The following is a 24,615-nucleotide window of genomic DNA, read 5'->3' on the forward strand; positions in this document are numbered from 1 at the left end:
TCATTCAAGGAGCCGCTCGGAACGCCGATGCGCCAAATCTGGAAATCCTTTCGAGCGCTTTATTTCGCCTCGCTGATGATGTTGATCGGCTCGGGTCTGCTCAGCACTTATCTGGCCCTGCGCCTGGCTGCCGACCATGTCGATGGCCTGTGGGTGGGAGCCCTGATGGCCGCGAACTATTTCGGCCTGGTATTGGGCGGCAAGCTGGGTCATCGGCTGATTGCCCGGGTCGGCCACATCCGTGCCTACGCCACCTGTGCCGGGATCGTCGGCGCGGCGGTGCTTGGGCACGGTCTGGTGGATTGGCTGCCAGCCTGGCTGGTGCTGCGGATGATCGTCGGCCTGGGGATGATGTGTCAGTACATGGTCATCGAAAGCTGGCTCAATGAGCAGGCCGACGCCAATCAGCGTGGCCTGGTGTTCAGCGGCTACATGATCGCTTCTTACCTGGGGCTGGTGCTGGGGCAGTTGATACTGGTCATGCACCCGGCTCTGGGGCCGGAGCTGTTGATGCTGGTAGCCCTGTGCTTTGCCTTGTGCCTGGTGCCGGTGGCCATGACCCGGCGTATTCACCCGGCACCTCTGCACCCGGCGCCGATGGAGCCGCGCTTCTTTATCAAGCGGGTGCCGCAGTCCCTGAGTACCGTATTGGGCTCGGGCCTGATCGTCGGCTCGTTCTACGGCCTGGCGCCGCTCTACGCCTCGCAGCAGGGGCTTAGCACCGAGCAGGTGGGTCTGTTCATGGGCAGCTGTATCTTTGCCGGGCTGGTGGTGCAATGGCCGCTGGGCTGGTTGTCCGATCGTTATGATCGGGCCCTGTTGATTCGTTGTTTTGCCTTGTTCCTGGCAGTGGTGGCCTTGCCCTTGGCGGTGCTGCCGGCAGTGCCTCTGGAACTGCTGTTCGTCCTTGGGTTCCTCTGTTCTCTGGTGCAGTTCTGCCTTTATCCGCTGGCGGTGGCTTTTTCCAATGACCATGTGGAAAGTGATCGACGGGTCTCGCTGACGGCGATGCTGTTGGTCACCTATGGCGTTGGGGCAAGCGTCGGCCCGTTGGTGGCGGGGGTGCTGATGAAGTTGTTCGGCAGCCAGATGCTCTATGCCTTCTTCAGTTTCTTTGCCCTGGTGCTGGTCTGGCGGATTCGACCGAAGGCGGTGACCAATCTGCATCAGGTGGACGATGCGCCGCTGCATCACGTGGCGATGCCGGACAGTATGTCCAGTTCGCCTCTGGTGGCGGCTCTCGATCCGCGGGTAGACGAGCAGGTGGTCCAGGATCAGATGCAGACCGCTCCCGCGCCGGACGCCACGCCGGCTGCAGAGCCCGATACGCCGCAAGCGCCGGATGAGGTGCCGCCCGAGGATTGCGCTCGGGATCACCTGAGCGGGGCCAGGCCCTAGAAATGCAAAACGGGCAGTCGCCGCAAGGCTCTGCCCGTTTTCAATGGTGTCTGCTGAATCAGAGGTCGTCTTTGTCGAAGCGCCGTGCTTCACGCTGCAACTGATAGACGAAGCGCTCTACCTGGCGCTGGACCAGGCCGCTCATGTTATGAAAGCGCACGCCGGCAAACGTGGTGTCGATGCGTTCTTCGTGGTGCAGATAGCGCAGCTCGACCGGGGCAGTCATGCTGCCGAAGGGCAGGGCGGCGATAAAACGTTCGTAGACCTGGCCCAGTTGCAGGCGCGAGGAAATATCGCCTTCGAAGCGCAGTTTGCAGCCGGTGGCAGAGATATCCAGCAGCTTGCCGGTCAACGGGGACTTGAGTTTTTCGCCGCTCAGTTCGATATCCACCAACTGCGCCAATTTGAGTGCGGCACGGAAAGCGTTGCGGCGCTGATGGTAGACCACTTCGTCCGGCAAGGTGGTGCGGTAGCAGCGGCCGCCATTGGACTCGTCCAGGGTTGGCGTGCCATTGCTTTCCCAGGCGATGCGCACGCCTTCATGAAAGCCTTCAACACGAAACGGTTCGCCTGCCAGCAGGAAGCGCTCGCCGTCGCGGGGAATCATTTCATCGAGAGCAATCATGTTGCTGTCGCGGTCCACTTCCACCAGATAGCTCTGGAAACGCTGGCTGCGCTCATGGAAAGTGATGATCAGCGGGTCGTGGCTCTCTTGCAGCAACCGCAGGTTGGAGGAAATTTCCAACGCAGTGGTGAACACCTTGGGTGGCTGCGGAGCATCTTCCGCGTTTGAGGCGTTGAACACGGTTCATCAATCTCCAGACAAAATACAACTACACGCAGGAGCTGGCATTCTGCCAGCATGTTTCACGGCTTGGTAGCGCGCGCTCATTTTTGGGGTTTAAGCCTGACTGAGTGGGCGGGGCTTCGCAAGCATAGAGGTGGAGCCGCGGGCGTCATAAAGGGCTGGGGGTTCGCCGCCGTTGAGAATTTTCAACTGGTTGGCAGTGCTGGCCTGCTGAATCTGGATCGAGCGGCCATTGAGCTCGTTGGTGGCCTGGCAGTCGGCGAGCAGTTGGGTCAGTCGGCTGCCCTGCTCAAGCAGTTGATCGCCCACGCTCGAGTGACTGGCCAGTTGTTCAAGACCGGCACGATTGGTCGGCAGGTTAAGGCTGGCGAGGATCTCTGTGCGTTTGCGGCCATGCTGTTCCAGCAAAATGACCAGGGCCTGTTTCTGCGCCAGAATATCCTCCAGCAGCGGCATGTCACGGCCGTGCAGGGCTACGGATTCGGCTCTGAGCAGTTCCAGCAGTTGTTGCGCTGGAGCAAGGTCGTCGTTGATCAGTTGCAGTAGATTCGTGTCGTGCATGGCTGGCCTTGGGGATTAAGCGTCCAAAAGCCTGGCGCAAGCCTGGGGCTAGCGCTGGGCTTCGAAGTTGAGCAGTTTGCTGGCTACACGGTTGCTGTCGACCTTGTAGCTGCCATCGGCAATGGCTTGCTTCAACTCGGCCACTCGGGCCTTGTCGACAGCAGGCTGATCGCGCAGCTTGTCGGTGATTTTCTGCAACTGTTGAGCCTCATTGCTGAGGTGTACCGATTCCCCGCTTTTGCTGGTCTCGGCTGCAGTTGCCAGCGGCACGGACTTGCCGGCATCGCCGGTTTCCTTGCTGGTGCCGGTACGCGTACTGCCTGTCAGTAAAGGGGAGCTGTTTAAACGGCTGAAGTCGATGACCATGATGAAGAAAACCTCTGGGTATTTGGACGCTTGCCATGTTTTCGGCCATACCCTGAAAAACTTTAGGCTCGATTGTCGATAAGCCAACGCAGGTATCTGCGACCTCTGATTGGCCACAGTTTAGGGAACGAGCGAGTCGAGCGCCAGTTATCTACATGGCAACTTCCACCTGTCCAGGGGCGGTGACACGAGCCTTGATCACTCGTTGCGAATTCAGGTTCTTGACCCGAATCTGCTCGCTCATACCGCCGTTAGACAGTGCTTCTCCCGGCATTCGTACATTCAGGGTGCCGCTGCGTGCCGAGATCACTACGTGATCGCCTTTGCGCACCACCTCTGCCTGTTCCAGATGACCCAGGGTAACAAGTTGGTCGGCGACCATTGGTCGGACAAGTTTCTGACCAATGGCCTGGTCTACCGAGGTCAGGTAGCCCTGATTGCTCAGGCTGATGTCCCGCTCGCGCAGCACAACGTCTTCGGGCTCGATGATGCCGGCGCGTTTGAGTGGTCGTGAACTGGTGACCACCTCGCGGAACAGTTTGACCTGGGCCGGGACGAACACGGTCCAGGGCGAGCTGCCTTCGCAGCGTACCTTGACCGTGACCCTGCCCAGTGGCTGGGCAGGACTTTCCAGGCTCGCTGTCAATTCCTTGTCGCACGCCGGCATGCGCATACGGGGATCCAGCTGGTTGACCTGAATTTCGTAGCGTCCTTCCGTTTGACTGGTAGCCAGGTAGTCTTCTACCGTGAATTCAAGAAACCCTTGAGTGACGCCGATAAGTAGATCAGGCAGGGTGACCGAATCAGCAACGGCAGGGCCGCCAGGGTTTAAGATACACAACGCCGACAGCCCGCAGAGCAATGTGCGGTAGGGGGATGTCAGGCGTCGGAAAAATGTCGTTTTGGCGTTCATAACAGTTAAAAAGCAAGCGCCGTGCCGTTTAGCAATGAGCGTGCGTCGGATCTTAAAGCTTCGGGGAGTCTGGGCATGGCTGGTGTAATGGATTCGGTAAACCAGCGCACGCAATTGGTTGGGCAGAATCGCCTGGAACTGCTGCTGTTCCGTCTGGACGGTGAGCAGCTCTACGGGATCAACGTGTTCAAGGTTCGCGAGGTGCTGCAATGCCCCAAGCTGACCCTGATGCCCAAATCCAATCCTGTGGTGTGCGGTGTCGCGAATATACGAGGGGCAACCATTCCGATCCTGGATCTGGCAATGGCCACCGGTGCTGGCGGGTTGCAGGATCAGAGCAATCCGTTCGTCATCATCACTGAGTACAACACCAAGACCCAAGGGTTTCTGGTGCGCTCGGTGGAACGCATCGTCAATATGAACTGGGAAGAAATCCATCCGCCGCCCAAGGGGACTGGCCGTGACCATTACCTCACGGCAGTCACTCGGGTGGACAATCAGTTAGTCGAGATCATTGACGTCGAGAAGGTGCTGGCGGAAGTCGCTCCTACCTCGGAGTCCATTTCGGTGGGCGTGGTGGATGTCGAGACCCAACACAAGGCTGTTTCCCTGCGGGTGCTGACCGTTGATGACTCATCGGTGGCGCGCAAACAGGTGACTCGCTGCCTGCAGACCGTAGGTGTCGAGGTGGTGGCCTTGAACGATGGGCGACAAGCGTTGGACTACTTGCGCAAGCTGGTGGATGAGGGCAAGAAGCCGGAAGAGGAATTCCTCATGATGATTTCCGACATCGAGATGCCCGAAATGGACGGCTACACCCTCACGGCCGAGATACGTAATGATCCACGCATGCAAAAGCTGCATATCATCCTGCATACTTCGTTGTCAGGGGTGTTCAATCAGGCGATGGTGAAGAAGGTCGGTGCCGATGACTTCCTTGCCAAGTTCCGTCCTGATGACCTGGCTTCCCGGGTAGTTGACCGGATCAAAGCAGCAGACCACAGCTGAGGGCATCAGCCCCTGGCGGACATAAGATTTAAGAGGCGGCAGCATTGTCTACGGGTAATTTGGATTTTGAACAGTTCCGGGTCTTCCTGGAAAAAGCCTGTGGTATTTTGCTCGGGGAAAATAAGCAATATCTCGTCTCGAGCCGTCTCAACAAACTGATGGAGCAGCAAGGTCTCAAAACCTTGGGTGAGCTGGTTCAGCGGATTCAGACCCAGCCTCGCAGCGGATTGCGCGAGATGGTGGTAGACGCGATGACGACCAACGAAACCTTGTGGTTTCGTGACACCTATCCCTTCGAAGTATTGAAGAACAAGGTGCTTCCCGAAGCGATCAAGGCCAGCCCCAACCAGCGTTTGCGGATCTGGTCGGCGGCTTGCTCGTCGGGGCAGGAACCCTATTCGTTGTCGATGTCCATCGATGAGTTCGAGCGCAGCAACATGGGCCAGTTGAAGATGGGGGTGCAGATCGTTGCCACCGACCTGTCTGGAACCATGCTCAACAACTGCAAGACCGGCGAATATGACAGCCTGGCAATTGGGCGCGGGCTTTCTGCCGAGCGTCTGCAGCGTTATTTCGACCCCAAGGGGCCGGGACGCTGGGTGGTCAAGGCGCCGATCAAGAGTCGAGTGGAGTTTCGCTCGTTCAACCTGCTGGACAGCTATGCCAGTCTGGGCAAGTTCGATGTCGTGTTTTGCCGCAATGTGCTGATCTACTTCTCGGCCGAGGTCAAGAAGGACATCCTGATGCGCATTCACAGCACTCTGAAACCTGGCGGTTATCTGTTTCTGGGGGCTTCCGAAGCGCTCAATGGCCTGCCGGACCATTACCAGATGGTGCAATGCAGCCCGGGGATCATCTACCAGGCGAAGTGATCAACAGTTGCAGCAGCGAAAAGGAGGCCATCAGGCCTCCTTTTTTGTGCGCGTCAGTTTCTTGCAAACAGTGGCAAATGCGGCAGGGCGCTTGCCGCTTTGCCGGCGATTCGCGGAAGGCCATTGCCGCTTTTCTGGCATTGCCGTCTTGCCGCTGTCGGCAAAGCCTTGATTTACGGGGCTTAAGGACTTGGCACGTAGCTTGCTAAAGCCAGATTACGAAAAATCAGGTCACCCAAAGGTTTCCGACATGAGCATCAGCTTCGATAAAGCGCTCGGTATCCACGAACAGGCTCTTGGCTTTCGCGCCAAGCGCGCCGAAGTGCTGGCCAACAACATCGCCAACGCCGACACCCCGAACTACAAGGCTCGGGATCTGGACTTTTCCGCCGTGCTCGCCGAGCAGAACGAAAAGGTCAAGAACGGCACCTTCGCGTTGAACATGACCAACACCCGGCACATCGAAGCCCAGGGCCTGAGCAGTGGCGACGAGTCGCTGCTGTATCGGACCCCGATGCAGCCTTCGATCGACCAGAACACCGTGGACGCCCAGCTGGAGCAATCGAGCTATGCGCAGAACTCGGTGGACTTCCAGGCCAGCTTCACGCTGCTCAACAGCAAATTCAAAGGGCTGGTAGCAGCCCTGCGCGGAGAGTAATCCATGTCCCTCGCCAGTGTTTTCAATATTGCCGGTAGTGGCATGAGCGCTCAGACCACGCGTCTGAACACCGTCGCCAGTAACATCGCCAACGCCGAGAGCGTGTCGTCGAGCATCGACCAGACCTATCGCGCGCGTCATCCAGTATTCGCCACCATGTTCCAGGGTGCCCAGAGCGGTGGCAGCGATTCGCTGTTCCAGAACCAGGACGCCGCCGGCCAGGGCGTGCAGGTGCTGGGCGTGGTGGAAGACCAGAGCAATCTGGAAGCTCGCTACGAACCGAACCATCCGGCCGCCGACGCCAAGGGTTATGTCTACTACCCCAACGTCAACGTGGTGGAGGAAATGGCCGACATGATTTCCGCCAGCCGCTCGTTCCAGACCAACGCTGAAATGATGAACACCGCCAAAACCATGATGCAGAAGGTCCTGACCCTCGGTCAGTGATAAGGGGCGAAGCCAATGAGCGTTACTGACACCACCAGCGGCCCGTCCCTCAAGGACGTATTGGCCAACTCGTCAAAAAAAACCACGACCACTACCAGTGCCGACGGCCTGGCGGCCGCTACCAACAGCACCACTGGCAAGCAGTCCCTGGGCAAGGATGCGTTCCTCAAGCTGCTGGTGACCCAACTGAACAACCAGAACCCGCTGGATCCTCAGGACAACAGTGCGTTCGTTGCCCAGTTGGCGCAGTTCTCCACCCTGGAAGGGATTACCACCCTCAATAGCTCGGTGAACTCGATCACGGGCAACTACAAGTCTTCCCAGGCGCTGCAGGCTTCGTCCCTGGTGGGCCGTTCGGTGATCGTGCAGACCGGCACTACCCAGGTTGACACCAGCAAGAGCATGACCGGCTCGGTCACCGTGCCATCCAGCGTCAGTTCGGTCACCGTGACCGTCACCGATAAGAACGGCAACACCGTCAAGACCATCGACATGGGCAGCCAGAAGGCCGGCAGCGCCAGCTTCGTCTGGGATGGCACCAAGACGGACGGCACCAAGGCGGATCCGGGCAGCTACAGCTTCAAGGCCAGCACCACCATCGATGGCAAGGGTACTGATCTGATCACCTACCTGCCGGCGACGGTCAACAGTGTGACTATCAGCCAGACCGGCGGCGAGTTGATGTTGAACCTTGCCGGCATGACCAGCCCGATTGGCCTGTCCAAAGTACAAACCATTGGTATCTAGAGCCGACTAACCGGCACAAGGAGTGGAATATGTCTTTCAATATCGGCCTTAGCGGTCTCTACGCTGCCAACAAACAGCTGGACGTTACCGGCAACAACATCGCCAACGTCGCCACCACCGGCTTCAAGTCCTCCCGCGCGGAGTTTGCCGACGTTTACTCGGCCACCAAGCTGGGCAGCGGCACCCAGGTGATTGGTAACGGCGTGCGCCTGGCCAACGTTTCCCAGCAGTTCACCAACGGTGACATCAACAACACCGGCAACGTGCTGGACATGGGTATCCAGGGCCAGGGCTTCTTCGTGCTGAGCACCAACGGCTCCCTGACCTACACCCGTGCCGGTACCTTCAAGACCGACAAGGATGGCTTCATCACCAACAGTGATGGCACTGCGCGTCTGCAAGGCTATGCCGTGGATGCCAATGGCAAGATCATCAACGGTGTGTTGACCGACCTGCGGATCGACACCTCGAACCTGGCGCCCAAGCCAACCGACTCGATCTCCTCGACCATCAACCTGAACTCCGACGCCGATCCGATCAACGTCAACCCGGTGGCGCCGGCTCCGGCTTATGTGTTCGATCCGACCAAGAACACCACCTACACCAAGCAGTTCAGTACCCCGGTGTATGACACCCAGGGCAACAAGCACGTCATGGATCAGTACATGATCAAGACGCAGAACCCTAACGAATGGCAGACCTACACCCTGATCGATGGTCGCAACCCGGATGGTACGGCTTTCACCATGGCCAACCAGGCGCCGATCACTATCAAGTTTGACTCCTCGGGCAAGCTGCAGACCCTGACGCCGCCTGCTGCACCGGCCGTCAGCCAGTTCACCGTCAATGGCAACAATATCGCCATGACCGCCTGGACTCCGGGTGATGTGGTCAACGGTGTCTTCGTTCCCAATGGTGCAGCGCCTGCGCCGGGCGGCGTGAAGATCGATATGACCAAGACCGGTTCGGTATTCGGCGATACCAACCGCTCGGTGATCGCGCAGAACGGTTACTCCACTGGCCAGATCTCCAGCCTGACCATCGACGGCACCGGCGTCATGCTGGCCAACTTCAGCAACGAGCAGACCAAGCCGATCGGCCAGATCTCCCTGGCCAGCTTCACCAACGAGCAAGGCCTGCAGCCGGTAGGCGGCACCCAGTGGAAAGAAACCTACTCGTCGGGTATTCCAGGTTATGACGCACCGAAGACCGGAACCCTGGGCGCGGTAGTGTCCAACTCCCTGGAAGAGTCCAACGTCAACCTGACCAACGAACTGGTGAACCTGATCAAGGCTCAGAGCAACTATCAGGCGAACGCCAAGACCATCTCCACCCAGAGCACCATCATGCAGACCATCATCCAGATGACCTGATGCGGGTTGGCTGACACGCTGTACGAAAAGCCCCTCCTTGAGGGGCTTTTTTGTGCCTGTTCGATGGCGCTGTTTACCCTGCAGGAGCCTCTACCGTAGGGGCTGGCTTGTCAGCGAAGGCGCTCTCTGAAGCAGTGCAAGGCTTCGGAGCTGTTCGCTGGCAAGCTGGCACCTGCAGCTGTGTTGCGGGCAAAAGAAAACCCCCGATAAACCGGAGGTCTATCGGGGGTTGTGGCAGGTGCCCGCAGGCACCTGTCAGCTCAGCTTATTGGCAAGCTTCGCAATCCGGCTCGTCGATGGCGCAAGCCTTCGGCACTGGAGCAGGACCGGCAGGAGCGGCCAGGACCGAGTCGTCACCGTGGTTGCCGCCGCTGGAAACAGCGTTCAGCTTGCCGGTGTTGATGGTCGACTTCTCGGTGCTGGTGGCGGCCAGGGCGCGGAGGTAGTAAGTGGTTTTCAGGCCACGGTACCAAGCCATGCGGTAGGTCACGTCGAGTTTCTTGCCCGAAGCACCGGCGATGTACAGGTTCAGCGACTGAGCCTGGTCGATCCACTTCTGGCGACGGCTGGCGGCGTCGACGATCCACTTGGTTTCCACTTCGAAGGCGGTCGCATAGAGCTCCTTGAGCTCCTGCGGGATGCGCTCGATCTGTTGTACCGAACCGTCGTAGTACTTCAGGTCGTTGATCATCACCGAGTCCCACAGGCCGCGAGCTTTCAGATCGCGTACCAGGTACGGGTTGATCACGGTGAATTCGCCCGACAGGTTCGACTTCACATACAGGTTCTGATAAGTCGGCTCGATCGATTGCGATACGCCGGTGATGTTGGCGATGGTCGCGGTCGGTGCGATGGCCATGATGTTGGAGTTACGAATGCCTTTCTGCACGCGGGCACGTACCGGCGCCCAGTCCAGGGTTTCGTTGAGGTCCACATCGATGTACTTCTGGCCACGGGCCTCGATCAGGATCTGTTGCGAGTCCAGCGGCAGGATGCCCTTGGACCACAGCGAGCCCTGGAAGGTCTCGTAGGCGCCGCGCTCATCGGCCAGGTCGCAGGAAGCCTGGATCGCGTAGTAGCTGACCGCTTCCATGGACTTGTCGGCGAACTCGACGGCCGCGTCGGAACCGTAGGCGATGTGCTGCAGGTACAAAGCGTCCTGGAAGCCCATGATGCCCAGGCCTACTGGGCGGTGCTTGAAGTTGGAGTTCTTCGCTTGCGGCACCGAGTAGTAGTTGATGTCGATCACGTTGTCGAGCATGCGCACGGCGGTGTTCACGGTGCGTTGCAGCTTGGCGGTGTCGAGTTTGCCGTCCTTGATGTGGTTCGGCAGGTTGATCGAGCCCAGGTTGCAGACCGCGATCTCGTCCTTGTTGGTGTTCAAGGTGATCTCGGTGCACAGGTTCGAACTGTGGACCACGCCCACGTGCTGTTGCGGGCTGCGCAGGTTGCATGGGTCCTTGAAGGTCAGCCATGGGTGGCCGGTTTCGAACAGCATGGACAGCATCTTGCGCCACAGGTCTTTGGCCTGGACGGTCTTGAACAGCTTGATCTTGTTGTATTCGGTCAGGGCTTCGTAGTACTCGTAGCGCTCTTCGAAGGCCTTGCCGGTCAGGTCGTGCAGATCCGGCACTTCCGATGGCGAGAACAGGGTCCACTTGCCGTCATCGAAGACGCGCTTCATGAACAGGTCGGGGATCCAGTTGGCGGTGTTCATGTCGTGGGTACGACGACGATCATCACCGGTGTTCTTGCGCAGCTCGATGAACTCTTCAATGTCCATGTGCCAGGTTTCCAGGTAGGCACAGACAGCGCCCTTGCGCTTGCCACCCTGGTTCACGGCGACGGCGGTGTCGTTGACCACTTTCAGGAAAGGCACGACGCCCTGGGATTTGCCGTTGGTGCCCTTGATGTAGGAACCCAGCGCCCGCACCGGCGTCCAGTCGTTGCCCAGGCCGCCGGCGAATTTCGACAGCATGGCGTTGTCGTGGATGGCGCCGTAGATGCCCGACAGGTCGTCCGGAACGGTGGTCAGGTAGCAGCTCGACAGCTGTGGACGCAGGGTGCCGGCGTTGAACAGGGTCGGAGTCGAAGCCATGTAGTCGAAGGACGACAACAGGTTGTAGAACTCGATGGCGCGGTCTTCGCGCTGTTTCTCTTCGATCGCCAGGCCCATGGCCACGCGCATGAAGAAGATCTGCGGCAGTTCGAAACGCACGCCATCCTTGTGGATGAAGTAGCGGTCGTACAGGGTTTGCAGGCCCAGGTAGGTGAACTGCTGGTCGCGTTCGTGGTTGATCGCCTTGCCGAGTTTTTCCAGGTCGAATTCGGCCAGGACCGGGTTCAGCAGTTCGAACTCGATACCCTTGGCGACGTAGGCCGGCAGTGCCTTGGCGTACAGGTCGGCCATTTCGTGGTGGGTGGCGCTTTCGGCGACTTCGAGGAAGCCCAGGCCTTCGGCACGCAGGGTGTCCATCAGCAGGCGGGCGGTGACGAACGAGTAGTTCGGCTCGCGCTCCACCAGGGTGCGAGCGGTCATCACCAGAGCGGTGTTGACGTCCTTCAGGGCTACGCCGTCGTAGAGGTTCTTCAGGGTTTCGCGCTGGATCAGGTCGCCGTCGACCTCTTCCAGGCCTTCGCAAGCTTCGCTGACGATGGTGTTCAGGCGGCCCATGTCCAGGGGCGCGAGGCTGCCATCGGCGCGAGTGATGCGGATCGATGGGTGGGCCTGTACCGGCGCTTCGCTGCTGGAGCGGGTGGCGCGTTCCTTGGCGCGGGAATCGCGGTAGATCACGTAGTCGCGGGCCACTTTCTGTTCGCCGGCACGCATCAGGGCCAGTTCGACCTGATCCTGGATCTCTTCGATGTGGATGGTGCCGCCCGAAGGCATGCGACGCTTGAAGGTTGCGGTGACCTGCTCGGTCAGGCGCGCCACGGTGTCGTGGATTCGCGACGAGGCAGCGGCGGTGCCGCCTTCAACTGCGAGGAACGCTTTGGTGATAGCGACGGTGATCTTGTCGTCGGTGTAGGCAACGACAGTGCCGTTACGCTTGATCACGCGCAATTGGCCAGGGGCGGTAGCAGACAGATCCAGGTTGGAATCGGCGGCCTGCGGCGCATTGGCCTGCGGGTTCTCGCGAGTTGTGTCGGTTTGCATGGGTGTCTCCACGTTCTCTATGTTTGTTTGGGCACCAATGAGGTGCCCACCGTTCCGTCCTGAAGCACTACAACCGGCAGAGGCCGGGCATAACGACTTCGGGACAGTTCAGGAAGGGGGCTATGGGCGCCGCTTCCATGCCGAAGTCTTGGGCGTCGAGCCAGTGGCTCGGCACCTTATTCCTGGTGGGTGACAGTATTGTGGCTGCAACACCCGTACCGCTTTCTCCTGGACAGGGTGGAAAACGATGCCATCCGCACGCGCGGTGTTGGTCTTTTGAAACAGCGATTGGTTCCACCAAACGGGGCAAGAAAAGGGCTTGAGTTTCTCGTCTGAATTGTGTTTGGTTTTTTGTGTAAAACCCTAGATATAGGGATTTTTAGCCGCCGGGCTACAAGATAATGCGTTTGGGGGACTGATTGCAACGTACTGCCTGTGGATAAGGTTGTGCGTAAATTGTGTATGGACTGGGGTAAAACTCATGCAGCCCGCAGTCCCAGTGCATGCAACCGTCCGTCACTGTTTTTTATCCCTGAAAATTGCCTTGGGCGGATTTTTGCGGGCGCGAACCCTATCACAAAAAATCGCCCCGACCGAGTCGTTTTAGTCGCTTGTGTGGGGGCGCATGCCGGTTGCTACAATCCGCCGCGGTCCATGCAGCGACGACTGCGTTTTCCACGACAGGTTATCCGCCTTTTTCATGACAAAAAGACGGGTGCCTTGTGTCCAATGAGTGCTGGCAATAAAGAGGTCGAGCGTGGAGCAAGAAGCCTGGCAGGTACTGATTGTCGAGGATGACCAGCGTCTGGCTGAGTTGACCCGTGAATATCTGGAGAGCAACGGTCTGCAGGTGGCGATCGAAGGCAATGGCGCCCTGGCTGCCGACAGGATCATCGCCGAGCAGCCGGACCTGGTGATCCTCGACCTGATGCTGCCCGGCGAGGACGGCCTGAGCATCTGCCGCAAGGTCCGGGATCGCTACGATGGGCCGATCCTCATGCTCACCGCCCGCACCGATGATATGGATCAGGTCATGGGGCTGGACCTGGGGGCCGATGACTACGTGTGCAAGCCCGTGCGTCCCCGCCTGTTGCTGGCCAGGATCCAGGCGCTGCTGCGGCGCAGCGAGACGCCCGAGCCCGCCCCGGAGAAAAGCCGGCGCCTGCGCTTCGGGCCCTTGGTGGTGGACAGCGCCCTGCGCGAAGCCTGGCTGAGCGACGTGGGAATCGAGTTGACCAGCGCCGAATTCGATCTGCTGTGGCTGCTGGTGGTGAATGCCGGGCGGATTCTGTCCCGCGAGGAAATCTTCAATGCCCTGCGGGGGATTGGTTATGACGGCCAGGACCGCTCCATCGACGTGCGCATCTCGCGCATCCGTCCCAAGATCGGCGATGACCCGGAGCACCCGCGGCTGATCAAGACCATTCGCAGCAAGGGTTATCTGTTCGTCCCCGAAGCCGCCGCCGACATGCCCTTGTGAACTCGATCTTCCTGCGTATCTATGGCGGCATGTGTGCCGCGCTGATTCTGGTGGCGCTGCTGGGGGTGCTGGCCTTGCACCTGCTCAACGAAGTGCGCAGCGAGCAATACCGCGAACGCTTGGCCCACGGCACCTTCTCGCTGATGGCGGACAATCTGCAGCCGATGAGCGAGATCGAGCGTCGCCGGGCCTTGCTGGTGTGGCAGCGCTTGCTGGGCATTCCCCTGAGCCTGAAGACCTTCAGTCAGACCGATCTGGACAGCAGCCAGCGTGGCCGGGTGCTGCGCGGGCAGGCGCTGGTGGAGCAGACCGGCCCCTTCGCGGCCCGGGTCTACCGCCTGGTCAGCGAGCGGGAGCAGTTGCTGCTCAGTGCCGAGGTGCAGCAGATCAGCGAACAACTGGCCCGGGCCACCATCTACCTGCTGGCGGACGAACTGGTGCGCTACCCGGTGGCCGAGCAGCCACAGCGTCTGGCGGCGCTCAAGCAGGCCAAGGGGTTTGGCTTCGACATGCACCTGGCGACCCTGGATGCCGCGGATATGGATGAGGACCAGCGCCGTCGGGTGGCCGAGGGCGATACGGTGATGGCCCTGGGCAAGGGCGGTGACTCGATCCGGGTCTTCGCCGGTCTGGTGGGCACGCCCTGGGTGCTGGAAATCGGTCCCCTGTACCAGATGAACCCTTATCCGCCGCAATGGCTGGTGTTGATTGCCGTGCTCGGGCTGAGCCTGATCGGGTTGATCGTCTACCTGTTGGTGCGCCAGTTGGAGCGCCGCCTCAGCGGCCTGGAGTCGGCGGCCACGCGGATTGCCAAGGGCAGCCTGGAAACCCGGGTGCCGGCCCGGGGCGCGGATTCGGTGGGGCGTCTGGCGGCCGCCTTCAATGGCATGGCCGAACACCTGCAACGGCTGCTGGCGATCCAGCGTGAACTGGTGCGGGCGGTGTCCCACGAATTGCGTACCCCGGTGGCGCGCCTGCGTTTTGGCCTGGAGATGATCGCCTCGGCGAGCACCGACCAGGCTCGGCAAAAGTACCTGGACGGCATGGACAACGATATTCAGGACCTCGATCGGCTGGTGGACGAGATGCTCACCTATGCCCGCCTGGAGCAGGGCTCGCCGGCCCTGAACTTCCAGCGCATCGACCTCGATGCCCTGATCAATCAGGTGATCGACGAGCTGGCGCCGTTGCGGGCCAATCTCAAGGTCCATCGCGGCCTGTGCCTGTCTGCGGTCGAGTGCGATGGCGCCTGGGTCGAGGCCGAGCCGCGTTATCTGCACCGGGCGCTGCAGAATCTGGTGAGCAACGCCATGCGCCACGCGCACTCCCAGGTGACCGTCAGTTATCAGGTGGGCCAGTTGCGCTGTCGGGTGGATGTGGAGGATGACGGGCCCGGTGTACCGGAAAGTGCCTGGGAAAAAATCTTCACGCCGTTCCTGCGTCTGGACGACAGTCGGACCCGGGCTTCCGGTGGGCATGGACTGGGCCTGTCCATTGTGCGGCGGATCATTCACTGGCACGACGGTCGGGCGCTGATCAGCAAGAGCAACAGTCTCGGGGGCGCCTGCTTCAGCTTGAGCTGGCCGCGGCATCAGGAGCCCCGTTGAGGATGCGCGTGTTCAGGGTTTGATCGCGATCAGGCTCAGCAACTGGCCTGCCTCGACGACGAACTGACCCAGCAGTTCGCGGCCGTGGTGCCATTCCTCGGACAGGTCGGTGAGCAGGCGCATGCGCACCTGGCCCGCTGGCGACCACTCCAGCACTTCGGCATGTTCGAAATAGAAGCTTTTCTGCACCAGCGGATACAGGGCCTTGTACAGGCTTTCCTTGATCGAGAAGGTCAGGGTCACGGCCAGGGCGTGCTGCTCGGCCGGCAAGCGGTCGCGACGCAGCAGCTCCGCCGGGGTGAGGATCTGCCCGGCCAGATTGGCTGCACGTTCCTCGCCGAGGAGCTTTTCCAGATCCATGCCCAGGGCTCGCCAGTGCTGCTTGTCGGCGACGATGGCGGCCGCCCGGCCGGTGCTGTGGGTGATCGAGCCACAGATATGTTCCGGCCAGACCGGTGCCCGGTCGGCGCCGATCGGCGGCACCCAGTCCAGTTGTTGCAGTTGGCGCAGGGCCTCCCGGGCGCACAGGCGCCCGGCGAGAAATTCCGCCTGGCGCTTGGCTACTGAGCGCTGGATGCTGGGCGGTACGGGAATGCCGCTGCGCTGGAAATCGTCCGCAGTCAGTTGCCCGGGGTCGAACCGGGTGCTCAGCCAGCGGGTGTGGGGCAAGGCTTCCGGCAAGGGCCAGGAGGCCTCCGGAGGGGTGCAGCAGAGGGGGAGAGAGGGGAGTGCATTCATGGCCGCTAGTTTGCCGGGTTGACGGGTTCGAGGGTAGCGCTGCGTGCTGCCCCGCGAGGGGGTGGCGCTCCGTACGGGAAGCTTGTTGGGGTTAAACGCCGGTAAAAACAATCATGTGGCTCTGGTTCAGGCGAGGTTAAGGAGGTGTTCAGGGGGAGTTCAGGGCTGGCTGGTTACTCTGGCCCGGCACCCAAAAAGCCAATAGCGCAAAGGAAACTTCCTATGACTTCATTGAAAAAACTGATCCTCGCCTTTACCGTGCTCGGCGCCAGCGCCGCCGTTCAAGCCGCTGACAGCAACTTCGCCAGCCTGACCTTCGGCCAGACCAGCGACAAGGTTAAAAAGTCCAGCCAGCTCAACAGCAACCTCGGTCATCCGAATGCCGATGGCGTGATCGGCAAGGACAACACCTGGGGCGTGCGCCTGGGGCAACAGAACGACCAGGGCCGCTACTACGCCACTTACGATTACGTTTCCGGCTCTCACAACGGCATTAAACTGCGTCAGCAGAACCTGCTGGGCAGTTACGATATGTTCCTGCCGGTGACCGGTACCACCAAGCTCTTTGGCGGCGGCACGGCCGGCCTGACCAAGCTGACCCAGGAGTCCCCGGGCTTCAGCCGCGACAGTGACATCGGCTACGCGGTCGGCGTGCAGGCCGGTGTCCTGCAGCAGATTTCACAGAACACCTCGGTGGAGCTCGGCTACCGTTACCTGCGCAGCAATGCCGGGACCGAGATGAGCGAACGGGGCGGCAGCAAGCAAGGTTCACTGAGCCTGACCAGCAGCGCCCAGACCTATCTGTCGGCCAACTACGCTTTCTGATAAGCGGCCTGGCCTGAACCGCGCCGGACCATGCCTTGGGCATGGTCCGGCGCGGGTGCATTGATCATCAGGGCGCAGGGGCGCCCCTGGAGATGTCGAATTTTGCCTGGGAGAGCGTTATGAAGTTGCTGGTCGTCGAAGATGAGGCGCTGTTGCGTCATCACTTGCAAACCCGCCTCACCGACAGCGGTCACGTGGTCGAGTCCGTGGCCAACGCCGAGGAGGCGTTGTACCAGACCGAGCAGTTCAATCACGACCTGGCGGTGATCGACCTGGGCTTGCCCGGCATGGGCGGGCTGGACCTGATCCGCCAGCTGCGCGCCCGGGGCAAGGCATTTCCGATCCTCATCCTCACCGCTCGCGGCAACTGGCAGGACAAGGTCGAAGGCCTGGCCGCCGGTGCCGACGACTATGTGGTCAAGCCCTTTCAGTTCGAGGAACTGGATGCGCGGCTCAATGCGTTGCTGCGCCGCTCCAGCGGCTTTACCCAGTCGACCATCGTTGCCGGGCCGCTGTTGCTGGACCTGAACCGCAAACAGGCGTCCCTGGATGAGCAGCCCCTGGCGCTGACCGCCTATGAATACCGGATCCTCGAATACCTGATGCGCCATCACCAGCAGGTGGTGGCCAAGGACCGTTTGATGGAGCAACTGTATCCGGACGACGACGAGCGCGATCCGAATGTCATCGAGGTGCTGGTGGGGCGCCTGCGGCGCAAGCTTGAAGCGCCTTCGGGCTTCAAGCCCATCGATACGGTGCGTGGGCTGGGCTACCTGTTCAACGAGCGCTGCCGATGATTCGATCGCTGCGCCTGCGCCTGATGCTGGCCGCCACCACCCTGGCGGTGCTGTTCATGCTGGCGTTGCTGCCGGCCATGCAGGGCGCGTTCAGCCTGGCGCTGCAGGACTCCATCGAGCAGCGCCTGGCCTCCGACGTCACCACCCTGATTTCGGCGGCGCGGATCGAAAACAATCGCCTGCAGATGCCCGCACAGTTGCCCGACGAGCGCTTCAACCTCGCCGACAGTCGCCTGCTGGGCTACATCTACGATCGCGAGGGGCATCTGGTCTGGCGCTCCCGGGCCACCCAGGAAGAGAACATCAACTACCGCCCGCGGTACGACGGGCGTGGCAACGAGTTCGCCAGGATCCGCGAAGCCAATGGCCAGGAGTTCTTCGTCTACGACGTCGAGATCAAGCTGCTGGGAGGCAAGAATGCGGCCTTCAGTATTGTGGCGCTGCAGCCGGTGCGCGAGTACCAGCAGACCCTCGAAGGCGTGCGGGAGAACCTCTATCTGGGATTTGGCGCGGCATTGCTGGTGCTTCTGGCGCTGCTCTGGATGGGCCTGACCTGGGGCTTGCAGGCCCTGCGACGCCTGAGTCAGGAGCTGGACCAGATCGAAAGCGGCACCCGCCAGAGCCTGAGCGAGGAACACCCACGGGAGCTGTTGCGGCTGACCGGCTCCTTGAACCGCCTGCTGCAAAGCGAGCGCGAACAGCGCAGCCGCTATCGGGACTCCCTGGATGACCTGGCCCACAGCCTGAAAACCCCGCTGACGGTGTTGCAAGGGGTGAGCGAGGATATGGCCCAGCGGCCTCAGGATCGGGAGCAGGCCTGGGTCCTGCAAGCGCAGATCGAGCGCATGAGCCAGCAGATCAGCTATCAGTTGCAGCGTGCCAGCCTGCGCAAGAGCGGTCTGGTACGCCATCAGGTGCGTCTGCGGCCGGTGTTGCAGAGCCTGTGTGACACCCTGGACAAGGTCTATCGCGACAAGCAGGTGCGGGTGTCTTTCGATTTGCCCGAGCGCTGCTATGTGCCGATCGAGCAGGGCGCCTTGCTGGAGTTGCTCGGCAACCTGCTGGAGAACGCCTACCGCCTGTGCCTGGGCTCGGTACGCATCAGCGTGCGCGAAACCCTCGACGGCGCTGAGTTGTGCGTGGAGGACGACGGTCCCGGCGTGCCGCCGGATCAGCGGGCGCGGATTCTGCAGCGCGGTGAGCGCCTGGATCGCCAGCACCCGGGGCAGGGCATTGGCCTGGCGGTGGTCAAGGACATCATCGAGAGTTACGGCGCGCAGCTGACCCTGGGGGACTCGGCCCTGGGCGGTGCGGCATTCCGCATTCACTTCCCGGCCCTCTAGCGGTACACCCTGTGCTAGCGGTCCCGGGCTCGATAGGCGCCCGGGGTCAGGCCGGTCCATTTCTTGAACGCCCGGTGAAACGCCGACGGTTCGGAAAAGCCCAGGTGCTCGGCGATCTGTTGCAACGACAGGTCGGCGCGGCCCAGGTGGAAGATGGCAATGTCGCGGCGCAGTTCATCCTTCAAGCCCTGAAAGCTCGAGCCTTCCTCGCGCAAGTGGCGGCGCAGGGTCTGCGGGCTGACGTGCAGGTGCTGCGCGACGCTTTCCAGATCGGGCCAGCGCTCGCGATCGTGGCTGAGCAGGCGGCGTAACTGGCTGCTAAGGCTGTCGCCTTCGTCCGGCCGCGACAGCAGGTCGGCGGGGGAGCGTTCGAGGAAGTGCTTGAGGGTGCGTTCATCCTGCAGCAGCGGCATGCCCAGGTAGCGGCTGTGGAACAACAGGCTGCTGCGTTGCTGTGCGAACTCCAGGGGGCAGGGGAAAAGCAGGTCGTATTCCGCGGCGTGTTCGGGTTTTGGATAGCTGAAGCCGGCCTGCTCCAGGCGAATGCGCTGGCCGATCAACCAGCTGCCCAGGCGGTGCCAGATCACCAGCAGGCTTTCGCTGAGAAAGTGCTCGGGGTCCCACAGTTCAGAATCATCCAGGCTCAGTCGAGCCATTTCCCCCTCACGCGTCAGACTCAGGCGCGGAGCTTCCGGAAACAAGCTATAAAACAATAAGCCGCGCTGCAGTGCTTTTTCTAAGGTGCGGCAATGGATCAGGGCGTGGCACATCATGGCGAACGTCCCGCGTTTGCTGGGGCCATGGGCGAAGCCGAGGTATTCGTCGTCCAGCTCCAGCCACAGTTGTTGCAGCAGGCTGGTGAACTGCTCCGGAGCGATGCGCGCCTTGGGTTGGTTCAACAGCTCCGGGCTGATGCCCAGTCGCTGCAGGAGCGGCTCGCAATCGTGGCCGCGACGGCGCGCCCCGCCTAAGGCGGCGCGGGCAAAGTGGCTGGCGATGGTGCGTTCACGCATGAGGCTGGTCCGTCCATTGAGTGGCGGATGTTAGCCAGCCCCCTCACGAGGGAACAAGGCGGATATCCGCCAAATTGTAGGACGAGGCTCGATGAATGGGCGGATATCCGCCAGCTTCACCGGGCGCAACGAATGCAAGGATCGGCCCGCCCCCCTGATGTCTAAAGGCCTGCAGGGCTTTTGGGCAAGGTGGCACGGGCTTTGCGATAGAGCCGGAAGATCTGCCAGCACGCAGTTCGACACAACAAATCCCTCCAGTGCAGGAGGGTTCGCACTTTAGGCACCGCATGCATCGACGGAAGCTGTATGCCGGGGCTCTTGAGGAACTTTGCAATGACGACTCGTCAGCCACTGTACAAATCCCTGTATTTCCAGGTGATCGTTGCCATCGCCATCGGCATCCTGCTCGGTCACTTCTACCCTCAGACCGGCGTGGCCCTCAAGCCCCTGGGTGACGGGTTCATCAAACTGATCAAGATGGTCATTGCCCCCATCATTTTCTGCACCGTGGTGAGTGGCATCGCCGGCATGCAGAACATGAAATCGGTCGGCAAGACCGGCGGCTATGCGCTGCTGTACTTCGAAATCGTCTCCACCATCGCCCTGCTGATCGGCCTGATCGTGGTCAACGTGGTGCAGCCGGGTGCCGGCATGCATATCGACGCCTCGACCCTGGATGCCTCGAAAGTCGCGGCCTATGTGACCGCAGGCAATGACCAGAGCATCGTCGGCTTCATCCTCAACGTGATTCCGACCACCATCGTCGGTGCCTTTGCCAACGGCGACATCCTGCAAGTGCTGATGTTCTCGGTGATCTTCGGTTTCGCCCTGCATCGCCTGGGTGCCTATGGCAAGCCGGTGCTGGACTTCATCGACCGCTTCGCCCACGTGATGTTCAACATCATCAACATGATCATGAAGCTGGCGCCCCTGGGTGCGCTGGGTGCCATGGCGTTCACCATCGGTGCCTACGGCGTCGGCTCCCTGGTGCAACTGGGCCAGTTGATGATCTGCTTCTACATCACCTGCGTGGTGTTCGTGCTGGTGGTCCTGGGGGCCATCTGCCGTGCCCACGGCTTCAGCGTGATCAAGCTGATCCGCTACATCCGTGAAGAGTTGCTGATCGTGCTGGGCACTTCCTCCTCGGAGTCGGCCCTGCCGCGCATGCTGATCAAGATGGAGCGCCTGGGTGCCAAGAAGTCGGTGGTCGGCCTGGTGATTCCAACCGGTTACTCGTTCAACCTCGACGGTACGTCGATCTACCTGACCATGGCCGCGGTGTTCATCGCCCAGGCCACTGATACCCACATGGACATCACCCACCAGATCACCCTGCTGCTGGTGCTGCTGCTGTCCTCCAAAGGCGCCGCGGGCGTCACCGGCAGCGGCTTCATCGTCCTGGCGGCAACCCTGTCGGCCGTGGGGCACCTGCCGGTGGCCGGCCTGGCGCTGATCCTGGGCATCGACCGCTTCATGTCCGAGGCTCGCGCCCTGACCAACCTGGTAGGCAACGCGGTGGCCACCCTGGTGGTCGCCAAGTGGGTCAAGGAGCTGGACGAAGACAAGCTGCAAGTCGAACTGGCTTCCGGTGGTCGTGCCATCAGCGACACCCGCGAAACGGATGATCTGGGTGTGGCCGAAGGTCCGGCACCCACCATCAAGTAAGCCTGGCTGAACATAAGAAACCCGCTACGGCGGGTTTTTTATGGCCTGGTGGATGAGCGCAACGGTCAGTCCGGCTGAGCATTGTGGTAATTGTTGCAGTGCTTGCGGCTGCCTACTCTCTGGCGGTCGATCAAGAGGAGAGGGCACATGCAAGGGCCGTTGGCGTCACTCAAGGTACTGGATTTCTCCACCCTGCTGCCGGGGCCGTTCGCCTCGCTGCTGCTGGCGGACATGGGCGCCGAGGTGCTGCGCATCGAGTCGCCGACCCGCATGGACCTGTTGCGGGTACTGCCGCCCCACGATCGGGGGGTGTCCGCCAGCCACGCCTACCTCAATCGCAACAAGCGCAGCCTGGCCCTGGACCTCAAGCGGCCCGAAGCACTGGAGGTGGTGCGGCAACTGCTGCAGGAGCATGACATTCTCCTCGAACAGTTTCGCCCGGGGGTGATGGAGCGCCTGGGGCTGGGCTACGAAGCCTTGAAGGCGATCAATCCGCGGCTGATCTACGTGTCTATTACCGGCTATGGCCAGACCGGCCCCTACAAGGACCGCGCCGGACACGACATCAATTACCTGGCCCTGGCCGGACTGGCCAGCCAGACCGGGCGTCGCGATCAGGGACCCTTGCCCCTGGGCATTCAGGCGGCCGACATCGCCGGTGGCTCGCTGCACGGGGTGATTGGCCTCTTGGCGGCGGTTATCGCCCGTCAGCACAGTGGTCAGGGCCAGCACCTGGATATCAGCATGACCGACTGTGTGTTCAGTCTGAACGCCATGGCCGGCGCCGGTTATCTGGCCTGCGGGGTCGAGCCGGGGATGGAGCAGCAGGCGCTCAACGGCGGCAGTTTCTACGACTACTACCGCAGTCGGGATGGTCGCTGGCTGTCGGTGGGCAGCCTGGAGCCGGTGTTCATGCAGCAGTTGTGTCAGGCCCTGGGACGTCCGGAGCTGGCGGCCCAGGGCTTGTCGCCTGTACCGGAGCAGCAACAGGCCCTCAAGCAGGCCTTGCAGATCGAGTTCGAAAAACACGACTTCGCCGAACTCTGCCAGCTGTTCGCCGGGCTCGACGCCTGTGTCGAGCCGGTCCTGAGTCTGGCCGAGGCGGTGCAGCATCCGCAGTTGCAGGCCCGGCAACTGGTCAGCCAGGTGCCCCGTGAGGACGGCAGCCTCCAGGCGCAGATCGCCTGTCCGCTGAAGTTCTCCCAGGGCTTGCCCGAGCCGCGGCATATCGGCGCCAGGCTGGGCGCCCATTGTGTTGAGGTGCTGACGGAGCTGGGCTACAGCGCCGAGCGCATCGAGGCGCTTCGAAGCGAGGGGATCATCGGCTAGGAACCGGCGGGCGAAGCGCTTTGGCTTCTGTCACTCGACCCTGGTTTCCCCGCTGTACACCAGGGTGTGCCGGCAGCGTCGGCACAGGTAGCGGCGACCTTGTGCCACCAGCTTGTGGCGCTGGGCCGAAAACGGGAAATCGCTCTCGGCGCAGGGGCAGCGATAGATGTAGCGGGTCACGCTGCGGCGTTTGATCGCATAGGTGTGACAGCGATTGGGCGGCAGTTCATAGACCCCGCGCATGATCAGTTGCCATTCCTCGCCATGGGGCTGGATGCGCTCGCCAAACAGTTGGTGAGCGATCAGGTGGGCCACCTCATGGGCCACCGTCTGCTTGAGGAAGTCTTCAGTGTTTTCCCGGTACAGCTGGGGATTGAAGCGCAGCAGGTTTTCATGCAAATGAGCGACCCCGGCTTTCTGGCCGCGCAACTTGAGGCTGACCACCGGGCGTTTGAAAGGACGTTTGAAAAAGGATTCAGCGAGTAGGAAACAGTCTTCGACGCGGGTATTGAGTTGCTCGGGCATGCTTAACGGCTCTCCAGAGTGGCTGAGTATGCCGCAAAGACCGGCGAATCCGAATCGTTCAGGCGCCGAATGGTCGCAGGATCGGGCCCATTAAGAAGGCCGCCTTGCGGCGGCCTGTGCTGGCAGATGGAGGATTATTATTGGTGCGGCGTCAGTTGGTGTACACGGGGCCGACGCCCAGGCCCCAGACAATCACGGTGAAGGCCATGATCGCGACCAGCACCACCAGTCCCACCGCCAGGACCGAGCTGGAAAACAGGAAGCCCTCGTCAGACGGGATGTTCATGAAGGTCGGCAGTCCGACGTAGAGCAGGTACACGGTGTAGCAGATTGCCGCGGTGCCGATGATCATCCCCAGCCACATGTGTGGATACAGGGCCGCCAGGCCGCCGACGAACAGCGGGGTCGCGGTGTAGGTGGCAAAGGCTACGCAGCGCGCCAGACTCGGGCTGGCATCGTAGGTCCGGGCCATCCAGTGAATGAACGCGCCCATCACCGCCACGCCGCAGAGCATGGCCAGGTACGACATGATGGTCATCCACAGGGCGCTTTCCATGGTCAGCATCACCGGCGCGCGGTTGCCGATGACCCAGCCGACCTGGGTGGTGCCGATAAAGGCCGAGACAGCGGGGATCGCCGCCAGAATCAGCGTGTGAGTGAGGTACATGTGACTGATGCTTTCCTCGGCATCGCCACGGATTTCTCGCCATTCCTGATCGGGGTGGGTGAAGAGTCCTACGACATGATGAATCATGGTCAGTCACTCCTTAAATGTTGCCATCGCCCCCCAACGGAGCGCTTACAGCCAAGTGGCATTGTCAGTATAGGTCTATACGGGTGTGCGACCTTATGTCGCAGTATAGGAAGGAGTTTTCCTCAGATGTGCGCCGCTTTAGAGCAAATCGCGCTGTAAAACCCGTGGGTAATCGCGGTCGTGTCGGTTACCCCCGTCTGGCTGGATAGCACCTTGCGGCGCTTTCACGGG

Annotated in this window: 23 protein-coding genes; 14 read left to right on the forward strand and 9 right to left on the reverse strand. The window is 61.1% G+C overall.

What is annotated here, in order from left to right; translation table 11 throughout:
* Positions 1-27: 27 nt before the first annotated feature.
* Positions 28-1,398, forward strand: coding sequence for an MFS transporter (locus tag ACMGG8_RS12210; protein ID WP_060840582.1), 1,371 nt, complete (start codon positions 28-30; stop codon positions 1,396-1,398).
* 58 nt (positions 1,399-1,456) lie between these two features.
* On the opposite strand, the gene ACMGG8_RS12215 is transcribed toward ACMGG8_RS12210, so the two are convergent.
* From ACMGG8_RS12215 to flgA, 4 genes are all read right to left on the reverse strand, one after another.
* Positions 1,457-2,203, reverse strand: coding sequence for a flagellar brake protein (locus ACMGG8_RS12215; protein WP_414159632.1), 747 nt, complete (start codon positions 2,201-2,203; stop codon positions 1,457-1,459).
* 96 nt (positions 2,204-2,299) lie between these two features.
* Positions 2,300-2,767, reverse strand: a complete 468-nt coding sequence (locus ACMGG8_RS12220; RefSeq protein WP_060840580.1) for a flagella synthesis protein FlgN — start codon at positions 2,765-2,767, stop codon at positions 2,300-2,302.
* Positions 2,768-2,815: 48 nt separating this feature from the next.
* Positions 2,816-3,133 (reverse strand): flagellar biosynthesis anti-sigma factor FlgM, encoded by a 318-nt coding sequence (flgM, locus tag ACMGG8_RS12225; protein ID WP_060840579.1) that lies wholly within the window; start codon positions 3,131-3,133, stop codon positions 2,816-2,818.
* 151 nt (positions 3,134-3,284) lie between these two features.
* Complete coding sequence (flgA, locus tag ACMGG8_RS12230; RefSeq protein ID WP_060840578.1) at positions 3,285-4,046, reverse strand: flagellar basal body P-ring formation chaperone FlgA; 762 nt, start codon at positions 4,044-4,046, stop codon at positions 3,285-3,287.
* A gap of 75 nt (positions 4,047-4,121) precedes the next feature.
* Between flgA and ACMGG8_RS12235 the strand changes: the two genes are divergently transcribed.
* From ACMGG8_RS12235 to flgE, 6 genes are all read left to right on the forward strand, one after another.
* Positions 4,122-5,054, forward strand: coding sequence for a chemotaxis protein CheV (locus tag ACMGG8_RS12235; RefSeq protein ID WP_060840577.1), 933 nt, complete (start codon positions 4,122-4,124; stop codon positions 5,052-5,054).
* 44 nt (positions 5,055-5,098) lie between these two features.
* Entirely contained in the window at positions 5,099-5,926 is an 828-nt protein-coding gene (gene cheR / locus ACMGG8_RS12240; protein ID WP_016967561.1) for a protein-glutamate O-methyltransferase CheR, read from the forward strand.
* Positions 5,927-6,176: 250 nt separating this feature from the next.
* A complete protein-coding gene (gene flgB, locus ACMGG8_RS12245; protein WP_016967562.1) occupies positions 6,177-6,584 on the forward strand; it encodes a flagellar basal body rod protein FlgB in 408 nt (135 codons plus the stop codon).
* A 3-nt stretch (positions 6,585-6,587) separates the two neighbouring features.
* Positions 6,588-7,031: a flagellar basal body rod protein FlgC gene (gene flgC / locus ACMGG8_RS12250; RefSeq protein WP_011062742.1), complete on the forward strand. Its 444-nt coding sequence runs from the start codon at positions 6,588-6,590 to the stop codon at positions 7,029-7,031.
* 15 nt (positions 7,032-7,046) lie between these two features.
* Complete coding sequence (gene flgD, locus ACMGG8_RS12255; protein WP_060840576.1) at positions 7,047-7,778, forward strand: flagellar hook assembly protein FlgD; 732 nt, start codon at positions 7,047-7,049, stop codon at positions 7,776-7,778.
* A gap of 29 nt (positions 7,779-7,807) precedes the next feature.
* Positions 7,808-9,151 carry a flagellar hook protein FlgE gene (gene flgE, locus ACMGG8_RS12260; RefSeq protein WP_060840575.1) on the forward strand — a complete coding sequence of 448 codons (1,344 nt, stop codon included), beginning with the start codon at positions 7,808-7,810 and terminating at the stop codon, positions 9,149-9,151.
* A 265-nt stretch (positions 9,152-9,416) separates the two neighbouring features.
* Here the strand turns inward: flgE and ACMGG8_RS12265 are convergent, their stop codons facing one another.
* Positions 9,417-12,308 carry a ribonucleoside-diphosphate reductase subunit alpha gene (locus ACMGG8_RS12265; protein WP_060840574.1) on the reverse strand — a complete coding sequence of 964 codons (2,892 nt, stop codon included), beginning with the start codon at positions 12,306-12,308 and terminating at the stop codon, positions 9,417-9,419.
* Positions 12,309-13,065: 757 nt separating this feature from the next.
* Here ACMGG8_RS12265 and ACMGG8_RS12270 point away from each other — a divergent pair.
* Positions 13,066-13,788, forward strand: a complete 723-nt coding sequence (locus ACMGG8_RS12270; RefSeq protein ID WP_060844365.1) for a response regulator — start codon at positions 13,066-13,068, stop codon at positions 13,786-13,788.
* Positions 13,785-15,395: an ATP-binding protein gene (locus ACMGG8_RS12275; protein ID WP_060840572.1), complete on the forward strand. Its 1,611-nt coding sequence runs from the start codon at positions 13,785-13,787 to the stop codon at positions 15,393-15,395. The genes ACMGG8_RS12270 and ACMGG8_RS12275 overlap by 4 nt, the downstream gene beginning before the upstream one ends.
* A gap of 12 nt (positions 15,396-15,407) precedes the next feature.
* Here the strand turns inward: ACMGG8_RS12275 and ACMGG8_RS12280 are convergent, their stop codons facing one another.
* Complete coding sequence (locus tag ACMGG8_RS12280) at positions 15,408-16,133, reverse strand: 4'-phosphopantetheinyl transferase family protein (RefSeq protein ID WP_414159633.1); 726 nt, start codon at positions 16,131-16,133, stop codon at positions 15,408-15,410.
* A gap of 222 nt (positions 16,134-16,355) precedes the next feature.
* On the opposite strand from ACMGG8_RS12280, the gene ACMGG8_RS12285 reads away from it, so the two are divergent.
* From ACMGG8_RS12285 to ACMGG8_RS12295, 3 genes are all read left to right on the forward strand, one after another.
* Entirely contained in the window at positions 16,356-16,958 is a 603-nt protein-coding gene (locus ACMGG8_RS12285) for a hypothetical protein (protein WP_060840570.1), read from the forward strand.
* 119 nt (positions 16,959-17,077) lie between these two features.
* Positions 17,078-17,755, forward strand: coding sequence for a response regulator (locus ACMGG8_RS12290; RefSeq protein WP_016967571.1), 678 nt, complete (start codon positions 17,078-17,080; stop codon positions 17,753-17,755).
* The gene (locus tag ACMGG8_RS12295) at positions 17,752-19,098 is read left to right on the forward strand and encodes an ATP-binding protein (RefSeq protein ID WP_060840569.1); all 1,347 of its coding nucleotides are present in this window, start codon (positions 17,752-17,754) and stop codon (positions 19,096-19,098) included. Before ACMGG8_RS12290 ends, ACMGG8_RS12295 begins: the two co-directional genes overlap by 4 nt.
* A 14-nt stretch (positions 19,099-19,112) precedes the next feature.
* On the opposite strand, the gene ACMGG8_RS12300 is transcribed toward ACMGG8_RS12295, so the two are convergent.
* Positions 19,113-20,111, reverse strand: coding sequence for an AraC family transcriptional regulator (locus tag ACMGG8_RS12300; protein WP_060840568.1), 999 nt, complete (start codon positions 20,109-20,111; stop codon positions 19,113-19,115).
* A 333-nt stretch (positions 20,112-20,444) separates the two neighbouring features.
* Between ACMGG8_RS12300 and ACMGG8_RS12305 the strand changes: the two genes are divergently transcribed.
* Positions 20,445-21,776 (forward strand): dicarboxylate/amino acid:cation symporter, encoded by a 1,332-nt coding sequence (locus tag ACMGG8_RS12305; protein WP_060840567.1) that lies wholly within the window; start codon positions 20,445-20,447, stop codon positions 21,774-21,776.
* A gap of 147 nt (positions 21,777-21,923) precedes the next feature.
* Positions 21,924-23,105 carry a CaiB/BaiF CoA transferase family protein gene (locus tag ACMGG8_RS12310; protein WP_060840566.1) on the forward strand — a complete coding sequence of 394 codons (1,182 nt, stop codon included), beginning with the start codon at positions 21,924-21,926 and terminating at the stop codon, positions 23,103-23,105.
* Positions 23,106-23,135: 30 nt separating this feature from the next.
* On the opposite strand, the gene ACMGG8_RS12315 is transcribed toward ACMGG8_RS12310, so the two are convergent.
* Positions 23,136-23,630, reverse strand: coding sequence for a SprT family zinc-dependent metalloprotease (locus ACMGG8_RS12315; protein WP_016967576.1), 495 nt, complete (start codon positions 23,628-23,630; stop codon positions 23,136-23,138).
* A gap of 151 nt (positions 23,631-23,781) precedes the next feature.
* On the reverse strand, positions 23,782-24,384 hold the full coding sequence (locus ACMGG8_RS12320) for a Yip1 family protein (RefSeq protein ID WP_016967577.1): 603 nt from the start codon (positions 24,382-24,384) through the stop codon (positions 23,782-23,784).
* Positions 24,385-24,615 lie beyond the last annotated feature (231 nt).

The organism is Pseudomonas sp. BNK-45, from assembly GCF_047456255.1.
Lineage (GTDB): Bacteria > Pseudomonadota > Gammaproteobacteria > Pseudomonadales > Pseudomonadaceae > Aquipseudomonas.